This is a genomic window from Nostoc sp. C96 (genome assembly GCF_059384975.1).
In genome coordinates, this window is the sequence record NZ_CM182020.1 from 1,107,739 (window position 1) to 1,121,678 (window position 13,940).

The 13,940-nt window shown below is 39.6% G+C and carries 15 protein-coding genes and 1 tRNA gene; 12 read left to right on the plus strand and 4 right to left on the minus strand.

Features of this window, described 5'->3' with window-relative positions:
* Positions 1-73: 73 nt before the first annotated feature.
* Positions 74-1,513: an NB-ARC domain-containing protein gene (locus tag AC504W_RS04850; RefSeq protein ID WP_494876532.1), complete on the minus strand. Its 1,440-nt coding sequence runs from the start codon at positions 1,511-1,513 to the stop codon at positions 74-76.
* Positions 1,514-1,951: 438 nt separating this feature from the next.
* On the opposite strand from AC504W_RS04850, the gene AC504W_RS04855 reads away from it, so the two are divergent.
* The 5 genes from AC504W_RS04855 (at position 1,952) to AC504W_RS04875 (ending at position 5,662) form a co-directional block, all read left to right on the plus strand.
* The gene (locus AC504W_RS04855) at positions 1,952-2,353 is read left to right on the plus strand and encodes a hypothetical protein (protein WP_494876534.1); all 402 of its coding nucleotides are present in this window, start codon (positions 1,952-1,954) and stop codon (positions 2,351-2,353) included.
* A gap of 188 nt (positions 2,354-2,541) precedes the next feature.
* The gene (locus AC504W_RS04860) at positions 2,542-2,847 is read left to right on the plus strand and encodes a hypothetical protein (RefSeq protein WP_494876536.1); all 306 of its coding nucleotides are present in this window, start codon (positions 2,542-2,544) and stop codon (positions 2,845-2,847) included.
* Positions 2,848-2,928: 81 nt separating this feature from the next.
* Positions 2,929-3,114 (plus strand): hypothetical protein, encoded by a 186-nt coding sequence (locus tag AC504W_RS04865; RefSeq protein ID WP_096583428.1) that lies wholly within the window; start codon positions 2,929-2,931, stop codon positions 3,112-3,114.
* A gap of 186 nt (positions 3,115-3,300) precedes the next feature.
* Positions 3,301-4,371, plus strand: a complete 1,071-nt coding sequence (locus AC504W_RS04870) for a DMT family transporter (protein WP_494876538.1) — start codon at positions 3,301-3,303, stop codon at positions 4,369-4,371.
* A 136-nt stretch (positions 4,372-4,507) separates the two neighbouring features.
* On the plus strand, positions 4,508-5,662 hold the full coding sequence (locus tag AC504W_RS04875) for a HEAT repeat domain-containing protein (RefSeq protein ID WP_494876539.1): 1,155 nt from the start codon (positions 4,508-4,510) through the stop codon (positions 5,660-5,662).
* A 6-nt stretch (positions 5,663-5,668) separates the two neighbouring features.
* Here the strand turns inward: AC504W_RS04875 and AC504W_RS04880 are convergent, their stop codons facing one another.
* The gene (locus AC504W_RS04880; protein ID WP_494876541.1) at positions 5,669-6,124 is read right to left on the minus strand and encodes a DUF2141 domain-containing protein; all 456 of its coding nucleotides are present in this window, start codon (positions 6,122-6,124) and stop codon (positions 5,669-5,671) included.
* A 194-nt stretch (positions 6,125-6,318) separates the two neighbouring features.
* A complete protein-coding gene (locus AC504W_RS04885; RefSeq protein WP_494876542.1) occupies positions 6,319-7,704 on the minus strand; it encodes a sensor histidine kinase in 1,386 nt (461 codons plus the stop codon).
* A gap of 313 nt (positions 7,705-8,017) precedes the next feature.
* Between AC504W_RS04885 and AC504W_RS04890 the strand changes: the two genes are divergently transcribed.
* Both AC504W_RS04890 and AC504W_RS04895 read left to right on the plus strand, forming a co-directional pair.
* Positions 8,018-8,191: a hypothetical protein gene (locus tag AC504W_RS04890; protein WP_494876543.1), complete on the plus strand. Its 174-nt coding sequence runs from the start codon at positions 8,018-8,020 to the stop codon at positions 8,189-8,191.
* Positions 8,192-8,466: 275 nt separating this feature from the next.
* Positions 8,467-9,393 (plus strand): S66 peptidase family protein, encoded by a 927-nt coding sequence (locus AC504W_RS04895; protein WP_494876545.1) that lies wholly within the window; start codon positions 8,467-8,469, stop codon positions 9,391-9,393.
* A gap of 29 nt (positions 9,394-9,422) precedes the next feature.
* Here the strand turns inward: AC504W_RS04895 and AC504W_RS04900 are convergent.
* Positions 9,423-9,495 (minus strand) — tRNA-Ala (locus tag AC504W_RS04900).
* Positions 9,496-9,567: 72 nt separating this feature from the next.
* Between AC504W_RS04900 and trhO the strand changes: the two genes are divergently transcribed.
* The 5 genes from trhO to AC504W_RS04925 all read left to right on the plus strand — a co-directional run bounded on the left by trhO (position 9,568) and on the right by AC504W_RS04925 (position 13,765).
* Positions 9,568-10,476 (plus strand): oxygen-dependent tRNA uridine(34) hydroxylase TrhO, encoded by a 909-nt coding sequence (gene trhO, locus AC504W_RS04905; protein ID WP_494876547.1) that lies wholly within the window; start codon positions 9,568-9,570, stop codon positions 10,474-10,476.
* A gap of 631 nt (positions 10,477-11,107) precedes the next feature.
* Positions 11,108-11,410, plus strand: coding sequence for a pentapeptide MXKDX repeat protein (locus tag AC504W_RS04910; RefSeq protein ID WP_494876548.1), 303 nt, complete (start codon positions 11,108-11,110; stop codon positions 11,408-11,410).
* Positions 11,411-11,741: 331 nt separating this feature from the next.
* The gene (locus AC504W_RS04915) at positions 11,742-12,350 is read left to right on the plus strand and encodes a thioredoxin family protein (protein WP_494876549.1); all 609 of its coding nucleotides are present in this window, start codon (positions 11,742-11,744) and stop codon (positions 12,348-12,350) included.
* Positions 12,351-12,356: 6 nt separating this feature from the next.
* A complete protein-coding gene (locus AC504W_RS04920) occupies positions 12,357-13,046 on the plus strand; it encodes a cytochrome c biogenesis CcdA family protein (protein WP_494876551.1) in 690 nt (229 codons plus the stop codon).
* A gap of 209 nt (positions 13,047-13,255) precedes the next feature.
* A complete protein-coding gene (locus AC504W_RS04925; protein WP_494876552.1) occupies positions 13,256-13,765 on the plus strand; it encodes a DM13 domain-containing protein in 510 nt (169 codons plus the stop codon).
* Positions 13,766-13,940 lie beyond the last annotated feature (175 nt).

The window sequence follows — 13,940 nt, forward strand, 5'->3', positions numbered from 1 at the left end:
CGTCGTAAATAAGCTTCTAGTTCTGTTTTTGTCCCAAAAGCTTTGATGAGTTTTTGCTTAACTGGTTCTAGAATCAGTCGTTCTTGTGTGTGCCGGATATGATCAAGCGATCGCGCTTGTAATAAAGGATGGGCATGAACAAACTCCAGTTTTTTTTTTCACTAAATTCAGGAGTTAACTTTTCAATGTAACTTTTAGTCACATATTCCATCACTACAGATTGCTGCCGAAACCTGCTGGTGTTGGCTTCTTTTTCAATTAGCGATCTCCTTAATAAGGACTCTACCACTTCTAAAATTTTGGACTCAACATCTGTAGTTCTTAAATCATTTTTTAGCTGTGCTAGAGACAGATATTCTCGATGAATTGCCAGTCGATACATCACTTGTTTTTCTAGGTCTGACAAGCGGTTAAATTGTGTTTCTAGAAGTGAGTAAATATCGCCATAAACAGCATTTTCTTCCTGAATTTCCTTTAAAAACTCCGTAATGTTATTGCTAAATAAGTCATAAACTGTGGTGCCTACTATTTTTAAAGCTAAAGGATTACCAGAATATCTTTTGACCAGTTCTTCTAATTGTTCATCAGTACATTTACATCCTTTATCCAGCAGAATTTCTCTAGCTTCTTCTAAATTAAGACTAGATAATTGTAAAACTTTCACTGGAAGATTTTTACCTTCTAGTACAGCGACTTCTTTGGGTTTTTCTCGACTAGTTATTAATAAACAACTTTCATGTGATGTTTCTGCCACTTTTTTAAAAAAGTAGCCATAGTTTTCATACCCAGGTTCATATTCGCCAGCCCATTCTTGAGTTTTGCCTTCACCACTGCGTAGCACTGATTCGACATTATCTAAAATAATGAGGCATCTATGTTTTCGTAAAATATCAAGCAGTAAAATTATTTTGTTATTTTCACTAACTGTTAAGTAATCTTCAGCATCATGAGGTAAAAATCGCAAAAGTTGGTTGAGTATTTCTGATAGTGGTGGTGCATTGCGGAGCGATCGCCAAATTAGATAATCAAACTGTGACTGGATTTCTTGGGCAACTTTGGCCGCAATTACCGTCTTACCAATTCCACCCATACCCAAAACAGCTACTAACCGACACCGTACAGAATCATTAGCATTACCAACTATCCATTCTTCTAAATCCTTAATGTCTGTCTCTCGCCCGCGAAAACCATCTACATCAACTGCTTCACCCCAATCTTCTTTTGGTGCAGTAAAGTTTTCTTGAATACCTTGATATTGAGCGTATAATTTCTGTTTCAAGTTATAAATTTTTTTATTACCGCTCCCTTCTATACCTAATTTGCGGTAACTTTCTCCTAATCTTTTTCTTACTGCTGGTTGAGAAATAGCTAGTTTTTCGGCAATTTCTGCACCAGAATAGTCTTTTAATGCTAATAGTAATGCCTCTAGCTCAGTTTTCGTTACATTATGTTTATTTGCAACTCCTGTAATGAAATCATCGGGAAGCAGAGGCATATCTGCTGCGCTGTTCATCTCATTTAAGCTCCACACAATATATTTGACTTATCAGTATGTGAGAATATTTTCTTATAGCACGACTGTCAAGTCTAAAAAAGAATCTGTCATTACAGAAATTCTGTAACCAGATAATTGTATTACTAGTTGGTAACTATGCTATTTCAGTTTCTATGAGTGTAGACAATATTTTTATTTTATAGAAGAAAATATGTTCTACTTTTTATCAAGATTTTTTGTATAAAAACCTACGTCTAGTATAGCTTTTTATATCTACGTGAGATATATATAAGGAAAAATATATACTAAATTTACATAACCAGACATTTTTTAAAGAAAATTCCTCTTAAGCGCTTGCTTTTTTAATTGAGATGTGGTTATCTTATACACAGAGGAGTGTATGTGAGATATACAGATAAGTCCCGACTCTACAGCTAACATCAGGGGGCAACTAAAATGACCAGTTTCTCAGGGCTGCCAGACTTTATTAGAGGCTCTAACTCAATCAAAACTATCTTGAAAGTAGGAGAACAATCCCCAGAAACCTTATCAATATTGAAACCACAGGAAAGAGGCAGTCCAGAAATTTTAGCCAACCCCAAACAGTTATATGCAGTTGAGTTACCTCTCGTTTTTTCTCACATGGCTATTCTCTTGATTGAAACCTTGTCGGCAACTCAACACGGCCAGCTAGTTATCTCTAGCAAAAAGGGGAAATACGAAGCGATTGTAGAACTGAGTGGTCATATTAGCTATCAGCACAAGTTGAATCAACAAGAACTACAAGAAATCCAAAAATTACACGAACACATTCTAGAAACCTGGATAGCTTGTAGGCAGTCTCGCCACCAAAAATAAACTACTCCATCGCCATAGCTATCACAAGTTCAAGAAGACTGGCAGCTTGGTGAGGTAATCAGAAAAATTGAATATCAATCATCTGAGACTTTGGCTTTTGATAAATGAGAAGTTTACAAGCTGGGCAATGTAACAAAAATTACGTGTCCGGCTTTTTGCTTAGGTTTTTCTATCGAGGAGGAAATTCTATGAGCAACAACAAACAGGATGAAAGGTCTCTTGTGCAACTCCCATCTGAAGACAGGAAGAAAACTATGAAAACTTATCACGAAAACAACCAAAATCCCCTTTTAATGTTAACCGCTAGAGGATTGAAGTTTTTTATGTGGGCTTTAGCTGGTTTGGCGATCGCTTTTGTAGTCTTTCATATTTTCGGTGCATTTGCCCTCGCTAACAGCCTACTATCTGCCGAGGTTTGGGTTTGGTTTGGACGGGTTGCAGCCTCGTTGTTTTGTTTATTTGCGATCGCCATGATTTTTGAGTCCTGGCGTTAATTCCCAGTTCACGGTGCTGTTTTACATATTGCCTTTGGCTTATTTCTCAGCCAAAGGCATCACTTTACAGGAGGTCATATCATGTCAGATAACAACAACGGCATCACCGGCGAAACACTCTCACCAATTTTGGTCATTTTAGTTGCAGGCTCGATATCTTTAGCAATTGTCAACAAAGATAATCATTCTGCCTATTTCGACCTCGTAAAAATAGCAATGGTCTATAGCTTTGGCTCTCACAAATCCAAGCATAAACCAAAAGAGTAAGCTAAATAGAGATATGTGTTGAGTGGAAAAACACTCCCCACTCAACACTTCACACAAAGACTCCTTGATGTTTCCATTTCATACTTAAGTACTAATTAAGTATGATTTCCTTCACAAAAAGTCACAATTGGGTAGAATTGGTTAAAGCAATCTCTGCTCTTGTGTCATAAAGGTCTCAGCAAACTCATGCAACTGAAACTCAGTGCATCACGACTACCCTTCGCTCCCTTATTGCTAATTGCTCCCTTTTTTCTCTGGGGAACAGCAATGGTCGCCATGAAAGGAGTTATCCCCCACACCACACCACTATTTATGGCGGGTGTGCGCTTGCTACCAGCCGGAGTGTTAATTTTGGTTGTCGCCGCACTGATGGGTAGACCCCAGCCACAAGGTTGGAAAGCATGGTTATGGATTACCTTATTTGCCTTAATAGATGGGACATTATTCCAAGGTTTTTTAGCAGAAGGTTTAGTCAGAACCACTGCCGGATTAGGATCAGTGATGATTGACTCCCAACCTTTAGCAGTGGCTTTGCTGTCGTTGTGGCTGTTTCAGGAACACATCGGTTTTTGGGGCTGGTTAGGATTGGGTTTAGGCGTGACAGGTATTAGCTTAATTGGCTTACCAGATGAGTTGATATTTCATTGGCTGGGTACACAAGGAAATATCACAATGGGTAACTGGCAAGATTTATTTGCTAGTGGTGAATGGTTAATGCTGTTAGCGGCGCTATCAATGGCTGTAGGAACAGTGTTAATTAGATTTGTGACGCGCCATGCTGACCCTGTAAGCGCTACCGGATGGCACATGATTATTGGTGGTTTGCCCTTGTGGGGGGTTTCCGCATTCAGAGAATCTCAGCAATGGCAAAATATTCTTGCATCTGATTGGGTGGCTTTGGGGTATGCCACAGTATTTGGTAGTGCGATCGCTTATGGTTTATTTTTCTATTTTGCTTCTAGTGGTAGTTTGACTAGTCTGAGTTCCTTAACCTTCCTCACACCTGTATTTGCGCTACTTTTTGGCAACCTCTTCCTCTCAGAAATTCTCAGTCCCTTGCAGTGGATAGGCGTTTGTTTGACATTAATCAGCATCTATCTTATAAATCAGCGTGATAACTTAGCTGGACAGAACCAAACACTCAATATCCCCGAAAAAACTGCCACACAACAGCCACAAGTCTTAGAAACATCAGCTAAAAAGCTCAATTCCCTATCTATACAGGTCAGAGAATCGGAGACCGAAATTTTACCCTAACTAGTGTAGAAGGGCAGGATATCAGGGAAGAATAAATCATCACAAATGACCATTAACCATAGTTAACATTTAGACATAAGAGAAGCTATTGTGGTATGGATCATTTCAAAATCACGTTCAGGCTGAAGCTGGCAATATGAGGCTATGTCCTTCCTCTATCCTGATATTCATTTGTTTTAGTTGTCTGGGTTTTTACCCCAATCACCCAAGTACAGCCACATCTCACCCTAAGTACCTAAAAATTGCCCAAGCCAATTCCCAACAGCCCACTAAGCAGGCTGTTCTAAAACTGGGTAGTCAAGGGCTGGAAGTACAAAAATTACAATCCCAATTGCAAGATTTAGGATTCTATAAGGGGGTAGTAGATGGAAAGTATGGTTCCACTACCCAAATTGCTGTAGCTCAATTTCAAAAAAATAAGACTTTAAAAAGAACAGATGGTATTGCTGACCAGACCACGCAGGTGAGTGTACAAGCTGCTATTCTTTCAAAAAATCAGTTTGCGACTTCGCCAATTGTGGCTTCACCTAGCCCAGATACTCAATCTGCGGCTACAACCAAGCCTAAACAAAAAGACTTTGTGTGGTGGTTATTATTAGGAATAGGAACTTTTGGCAGTATTGGCGCACTTCTGTTTTTATTAAAAAGGTTTCGTCAGTCCAAGCAAGCACAACAGTCTAAAGATTCTTCGCTTCCGGCTTTGAGTCCAGCTACTGAAGACCCAATTCAATCAACCTTACCAGAATTAGACAGCAAATCAATCAATCCAGAAACTACGACACAGACACCAACATCGGCACTACCAACGGTTGTGTCAGTAGAAAAAACTTCTCGCCTAGCTAAACTTAATATTGTTGATGAATTAATTAAAGATTTACACAGTAATGACCCAACAAAGCGGCGTAAGGCGATTTGGGATTTAGGACAGCAAGGTGATTCTCGCGCAATTCAACCTTTAGTTGACTTAATGATTGATGCTGATTCCCAACAACGTAGCTTAATTTTGGCAGCTTTGTCAGAAATCAGCACCCGCGCCCTCAAGCCAATTAACCGTGCTTTAGCCATCTCTTTGCAAGATGATAGTCCTCAAGTCAGGCAAAATGCTATCCGTGACTTGACTCGTGTCTACGATATGATGGCGCAAATGAGTCAAATGTTAGGCCACGCACTCGAAGACTCAGATGCAGAAGTGCAGGCAACAGCAAAGTATGCTTTAACTCAGATAAAAAGAATGCGTAACATAGCAGTTCAACCAAATTTACCAGAGGATACTCACAAAGATCCAGGTTAATCGGCCTTATAAATATTTCAGCTGAATTTTGATATCTGTATTCGCACCTGCAACTAAAACAGCGGCCTCTTCAAATTTGGGCGCACGGTCAATAATTTCTGGATTTTGAGAAAATCCAAAACCTTCGAGGGGAAAACCTAAGTCACTACGATTAACCATAAAGTCGTCATTTTCATCGTGCATCACAGCAACGGCATAGTTACCTGCTTTTAAGTTTTTAAAGGTCAGTTTTACAGATGTGTCAGTAATTTTAGTACATTGTCTTTGTAATACGCGATCGCGATCGGCCGGAAATCCTTGACTACTGGCAAATATACTGGCGCAGACTTGTCCTTGTGTGTTTTTTAAGCCATCAATTTCTACATTGAGATTACCCTCAAAATTAGCTCTAGCAATTAATGGCGAGGTAAAACTTCCTAAAGCTGCAAGCAGGATGAGGCTAAGTTTGAATCTTTTGTTCATAAAATTTTTTGGTGACAATAAATATTGCTGATACTCAATTTGCACCTGGATTAAGCGGTGCAGAGTTATACTGCCATGATTTGATTAAAATTTGCAAGCGTAGTGGAAGTCTGAAGTAAAAAAGCTACAACTACTGACATTTACCCTTTCAAAATTCGCTCATCTATTATTTGGCTGCTAAAAGTAACTCAATATTATGAGAGTCTTACAGGAATTTGAATAATGAATTCAGTTCCTTGCCCTACAGTAGATAGACACTGTAATTGTCCACCATGTTTTTCTACAATAATTTGATAGCTAATAGATAATCCTAATCCTGTACCTTTACCGACTGGTTTGGTAGTAAAAAAAGGGTCAAATAAATATTTTTGGATATCCGCTGGAATGCCCATTCCATTATCAGCAATGCAAATATTTACTTGATTATTATTCGTAATTTCAGTCCGAATCTTAATTGCTGGATTATTGAAGAATCGAGCGTTATGCTGATTTAATTCTTGATTTTTAATAATTGATTCTTCTAACGCATCAATAGCATTTGTCAAGACTTTCATAAAAACCTGATTTATTAGTCCAGCATAACATTCAATTGCTGGAATATTGCCATACTCTTTAACAATGCTGATTCTTACGCCATTAATTTCTTCGTTGAGGCGACTGCCTAAAATAAGCAGTGTACTATCAATACCTTCATGAATATCAACTATTTTTTTCTCAGCTTCATCAAGACGAGAAAAATTGCGTAAAGATTGGACTATTTGCTGAATGCGATCGCACCCTATTTTCATTGATGCTAACAAGTTGGGAAAATCTTCAGTCACATAATCTAAATCGAATGCCGAAATTTGATTTTTAATAGGTTCTTTTGGAGTTGGATAATGTTGTTGATATAAATCAATTAGCTTTAGTAAATCTTGAGTGTAATTAATAGCATGAACTAAATTTCCCGCAATAAAGTTGACGGGATTATTGATTTCATGGGCAATCCCCGCAACTAATTGTCCCAATGCGGCCATTTTTTCATTTTGTACTAAGCGAGTATAATTATTTTGCAAATCTTTAAAACCAGCTTTAGCAGTTTTTGATTGTTCTTCTACAAGCTGTAGATGATTCAAAGTTAAAGCATAAATTTGGGAGTAAGCTAATAGTAATTGATGAAAATCAATAAGCCCATATTTTCCTGATTTAGTTGCTATTAAAATTGGCTCATAGGCTAGATTTAATGACCTTTTTAATGCTGTTTGAGTCGCTTCTACAATGGTTATTTCTCCAGAAAATATCAATAAATCTGGTTGTATAAATTTATATAAACTCTCAATTGATCTGCGCGAAAATAAACCAAAGCTATAGGGACGGCTCATATTTTCAAAAAACTTTTGCCGCGAAATCATGCCTACAAAACACTGGCCTTGATTCAAAATAATTCCTGGAAGTAACGGTTGCTGACTAAAAAGTTTAATTAACTCACCGCCTGGACAATCTAACTCAACCTGAACTTCCCACATGGGTAATTCTTGCAAAGTTGACTCTAATCGCAGGTTAAGCTCATTAGCATTGTTCATGCTATGCGTAGCAAGCATAATATCAATCCTTTGCCTTTTAAGTTATATTTCCCATCTTCGCCCTGAACTATAGTTGCAAAGTCAGGTACGAAAAAAGGCAGTATTGTCATCTTTAGTTTTCCCAAAACTTAATTAAAAATTTTTACTTTGGGCATAGAAATTTTATTTTGAATACTAGTGCGATCGCACTGCCATACTAAATGAGCCTGAATCTACCATCTATCTAATGTTGCGAAACCACTTACAACTGCTTATTTCTCCAGCAAGATAGCAGAATTTTTTTGATTGAGCAGAATAGGTAGACATAAATCTCTGCAAAAAGGAAATTCTTATGAAGGGGATAAACTCTGTGGTTATAGCGGTGTTGATGACTACCGCTCTTGGTGGAGTCTTCTTTTCTGATTCTCAAGCTGCTAATCAAGCAGATATGGTAATTGCACAACAAAGACCTTCTCCTAGGCCGACAACACCTACACCCAGACCGACTCGTACACCTCCAAGATAATTTTCGTGGAGAATTTGTATTGCTGAAAGAAAAAATCAGCAGCCAGAACAAGAAACTAGGATATTCCAGCCTTTTCCATCTAATTCATGCTGAATTCTGGTGACAGATTTTTCAATCGCTTACGTCAAGTGTGCAGTATATCTTATTCAACAGAGTCAAGAATGATGATTGACTCTGTTTTTGCCGTGAAATTTTATGAGTGTACATCATAGCGAGTACAGTATATAGTTGGATTTTTGCTGATTCTGGAATTCTGTCTCCTAAAAAATGTATTGATGAAATCAACAATTTTACCTGCGCCCCTAAAACCTGGAGATTTACTGCGCGTAATTGCGCCTAGTGGTGCTTTACGAGAATTTGATGCTTTTGAACGGAGTATAGAAATTTGGCGATCGCGCGGTTATTGTGTGGAAATAAGCCCTAATATTGACCAAAGTTGGGGCTATTTAGCTGATAAAGACGAAATTCGCCGCCATCAGTTAGCCACAGCTTGGCATGACCCTGACTGCCGTGGTATTCTCTGCGCTAGGGGCGGTTTTGGCAGCACCCGCATTTTAGAAAGTTGGGATTGGCATAAAAACTCCACAGTGCCGAAGTGGCTCATTGGTTTTTCTGATATTACAGCTTTGTTGTGGAGTCTTTTTAATGTCGGAATTTCGAGCATTCACGCACCTGTCTTGACCACATTTGCCAATGAGCCAGATTGGTCTAGAGAGCGATTATTGAATTGGGTAGAAGGAAAACCGGTAGAGCCGCTGAAAGGTTGTGGTTGGGGTGGTGGAATTGCAACTGGGATTTTGCTTCCAGGAAATTTGACAGTCGCTACTCATCTTTTAGGTACACCGCTACAACCTGATTTTGAGGATGTGATTTTGGCTTTTGAAGATGTCACAGAAGCACCATATCGTATTGATCGGATGCTAACCCAGTGGCGGTTAAGTGGCGTGTTACCCAACGTGCGCGGGATAGTTTTAGGTGGTTTTACTCGTTGTGAACCTCCCGTCAACGTACCTAGTTTTAGTGTGGAAGAAGTTCTGCGCGATCGCTTGGGTGATTTAGGAATTCCGATTATTTCTGATTTACCCTTTGGTCACGGTGAACAAAATGCGGCATTACCAGTAGGTGTACAAGTCATTTTAGACGGCGATCAGGGAATATTAGATGTGTCTCCCGCAACCATCACAGCGCGGGCTATTTTGTAGCCTCACCAAAATGGCAATTCTTGATGTAGTGGAGGTTAGCGGACTCGAACCGCTGACATCCTGCTTGCAAAGCAGGCGCTCTACCAACTGAGCTAAACCCCCGTAAAATTAAAAAGGTAGTTAAATTTAGCTACTTTAAAAATTGTACCGGAAGATTGTTCCATTGCCAAAGGGATGAACCAAGAAAATACCCAGATTGTTGCCACATTTTATAAATTTGTCAGTTTGCCTGACTTTGCCGAAAAACAAGAACCCTTGCTGTCTTACTGTCTAGCACAAGATATTAAAGGGACAATTTTGTTAGCAGCCGAAGGTATTAACGGCACAATTGCGGGTTCGCGTCAAAGCATTGATGCTGTTTTTGCTTATCTACGTAGCGATCGCTGTTTAGCAGATTTAGAATATAAAGAATCTTACGCTCAGACACCGCCCTTTGAACGGATGAAGGTGCGACTGAAATCAGAAATTGTGACTTTGGGTTTACCGGAAGTTGACCCAAATCAGCAAGTAGGCATTTATGTCACTCCAGCAGAATGGAATGATTTAATTTCTGATCCAGAAGTTACGGTGATTGATACTCGCAACGAGTATGAAGTCAGAATTGGGACTTTTCAAGGAGCTAATAACCCCCACACAAATTCTTTTCGGGAGTTCCCGGAATATGTGCAGCATCACCTCAACCCAAATCAGCATAAAAAAGTTGCTTTATTTTGCACTGGTGGTATTCGCTGCGAAAAAGCTTCATCTTTTATGCTATCCCAAGGATTTACGGAAGTTTATCACCTCAAAGGCGGTATTCTCAAATATTTAGCCGAAATTCCCGCCACAGAAAGCTTGTGGGAAGGAGAATGTTTTGTCTTTGATGAACGGGTAGCTGTTCGTCATGGATTAGCAGCAGGTAGTCATGAGTTGTGCTTTTGCTGTGGACACCCGATTGCTGAACCAGATAAAGCTTCGCCTCATTATGAAGAAGGTATTTCTTGTCCCTACTGTTTTGCTCAACTGACTGAAGAGAAACGAGTCCGTCAACAAGAAAAATGGCGACAATATCAACTCCAGCAAGTCAGTCCACCTGAATCCTGACTTCTGTCCATCAGACATATATCCGACGATCCCCAAGGTAATTTTTAAGTCATTCCATTGCTGCATGACGAGATAACCCAATTCCAGGTATTATCACTACCAAATTTGGTAGATGATGACTTATATCAAAGCTGTTTAACAAAATTTTGCTTCGGAGTTGTAAAAATGTACGACAAAAGCGACATAGAGATAATGATCGAGAATATGAGTTTATCTGGTGTGCTTAGTATACTTTCGCAGGTCTGTTACGAAAAGGCTGAACATTTGAGAACTAATTGGCAAGATGCAGAAACAGCTAGAACATGGGAGAAAGTTGGTAGAGCCGTCAGTAAAATCAAAATCAAGACCGATTTATAAATTTCTCCAAACCTCTATGTACTTATGCCCAATCTCCACAACAAACATTTATGTTGAATTCTTGACTTTTTGCGTAATGCCCAAGGATAACAGTGTACTAATTAAATAGACATATCCCAATCGAAGATGAAGCCAGATTGTTAAGAAAAATTAATTTTCGCAAAGTAATTTTAAAAAAAAGTTAATTTGTTATCAAAATCTGGCTTCATCCGTATGATTATACAGGATGATCCTTGTCTATTTCTTTAGTGAGACTTTTAAGGGGTTCCGAAAGATGATGAAGTTAAAATTTGTTGGTGTGATTGCAAGTCTTGCTTTAATGGGAAGCTTAGTTGCTTGCTCAGGTGGTGATAATCCTGGCGCTTCTGGTACACCTTCTGCTTCTCCTGCTAATGATACTGGCGGCGCTATGAAGAACGAAGGCGGCGCTATGAAGAACGAAGGCGGCGCTATGAAGAAAGATGGCGATGCTATGAAGAAAGATGGCGATGCTATGAAGAAAGATGGCGATGCTATGAAGAAAGGTGATGCTATGAAGAAAGAAGGTGCTACTCCTGCACCAACTACCACACCCTAATAGTTAGGTTACTTAGGATACATTGACTAAAAAGGCAGTTTTTACCCAAATAAACAAAGTTTGTATCCTGAAGTCACTTGTATATACAAGAATTGCTCAAAAAACTTTTTGTAACCGTTCTTGAAAACTGTTGAGGTAAGAGTTGGTCAGTTTTTATCCTGAATGAGTTCCAAGGTTGGGGCTATTTCTCAAAACAGGTAAAAATTACCAAAGTAATTCATGGGTGCGTTGTGTACGCACCCCTTTCTCCGAAAAGTTGTTTCGGTATCTCCGCCATCATCCGAAACTCAAAAGCATTCCGATTCATCTTCATAACTAAAACAATTGCTTTATGGATAAATATTTCATCAAGCGCCGCCGACTTCTGACCTATCTGGGGTTAGGAGCATTAGGAGCAGGTGGAGTGGCGATCGCATCTGGATGTTCTCAAAAAATTGTAGTTCCTAATGCTGTTGCGCCTACGCCTAGTAGCGCTCCCACTCCAACTGTCGCGGCGGTACCTGCTAACGCGCAACTGCTCCCAGAATTCCAAGGGATTTCCCAATGGCTCAACTCCTCGCCTTTAACAACGGCTGATCTCAAAGGAAGTGTAGTATTAATTCAATTTTGGACATTTGCTTGTATTAATTGTCAGCGCACTTTACCCTACGTTACTCGTTGGCATCAAGAATATGCAGCAAAAGGACTGAAAGTTGTAGGTGTGCATACACCAGAGTTTGCTTATGAAAAAGTGGTCAACAATGTCAAACAAGCTTTGCAAAAGCACAAAATTACCTATCCAGTGCCGATAGATAATGAATTCCAAACTTGGAATGCTTATAAAAATGAATACTGGCCGCATTTGTTTTTAGCAGACCGTCAAGGAGTGATTCGCTACGACCACATTGGTGAAGGCGCTTATTCAGATACAGAACAGATGATTCGTCAGCTTTTAGGATAGGTCAAGATGGCAACCACTTCCCTATCAGCGGGATTAGCAATTTTGGCAGGGACGTTAACAGTACTCTCGCCTTGTGTTTTGCCTGTTTTGCCTGTTTTGGTGGGGCGATCGCTTTCTACCCATCGCTATGGCCCGATAGCTCTAGTAGCTGGTTTAGTAGCTGGATTTGCCACAGCAGGTAGTTTGCTCGGAATTGCCAGCAGTTGGTTGGCTGGATTGGCCAGTACTTTGCGTTATGTAGGTATATTTATTCTGTTGTTTTTGGGTTTGCTATCAATCTTTCCTAAGTGGAGTTATCTACTACTGAGTTATTTGCAGTTAGGCAGAATCAAAAGAACCACAGGGGTAGGATTAACTGGAGAATTTTGGTTAGGAACTCAGCTTGGTTTGTTGTGGACTCCTTGTGCTGGGCCTGTACTGGGGAGCATTTTAATTTTGGCAGCCAGCAAGCATGAAATTTGGGGGACATTTACGCTGTTATTGGCTTTTGGTGTGGGAGCCGCGTTACCGTTACTTGCGATCGCTTATGCTGGGCGTTATGCCAGTAAATCCTTGCTGGGTTTGCGTTCTCAAAGTGAAATGTTACACAGAGTTGGTGGAGTTTTAGTAGCCGCATCCGCGATCGCCATTCTTCTGGGTTGGGATGTGCAAATTCAACTGTGGTTGGCTCCTATGTTTCCCAGCCTCCCACTGTAAATTCTCCAACAACCAGAACAAATTTTTGAGGTATTTTATAAATTCTTGCTAAATTTTCAGGGTTTTCCCATACTTTCGGTGTAGTTAATAGTAACTTCATGGTAAGTTGCAATTATGACAGTAATTATCCTGAATTTGCCAACACGAATGGTGGTGGTAAACCAGCGCAACAAATCAAGAGAGATAGCTGAATTGGAGGCTTTTGAGCCATGCAAGGGAAATTAATCATTTTGAGTTTGGCTGCTTTGGCGATCGTTAGTTGTACAAAAGAGATCGCCACACAACCTACGGAAAAGCCTTCTAGCCAAAGTGTACAGAACGTTCAAGTTGCTGAGACGGCATCTCCCACAGCCTCAACAACACCCACAGAATCTCAAGCACCAACAGTTGTCAAATCTGGTAGTTTTGTCAAAGGAGAACACGTAACTAAAGGCAGTGCCAGTATCGTTACTGAGAATGGTAAAAGCTTTTTAGTATTAGATCAAAACTTCAAAACAGACAGCGGGCCAGACTTGTTTGTAATTTTACACCGCCAAGACAAACCACAAATTTACGGGATAACTGAAAAAGATTACGCAAGTTTGGGACGTTTGCAAAAAACATCTGGGACTCAACGCTATGCAATCCCAGATAATATCAAGATTGCAGATTTCGCCAGTGCGGCAATTTGGTGTCGGAAGTTTAACGCTACCTTTGGTTATGCTGCCTTCAGCAAATAATCTCTAGTCCGGTTAATTATTGGTAAAGAATATTAATTGGTAATAGATAAATACTTTTGTAATCATTCTTTTACCAATTTCCCAAAAGCGTAAAGTCGAGAAATAAACCTGATATAAGTATTAGGTATCCGTAATTCAATAAGGCAGTAGAACACCTGATCCATTTTAGGTTTGA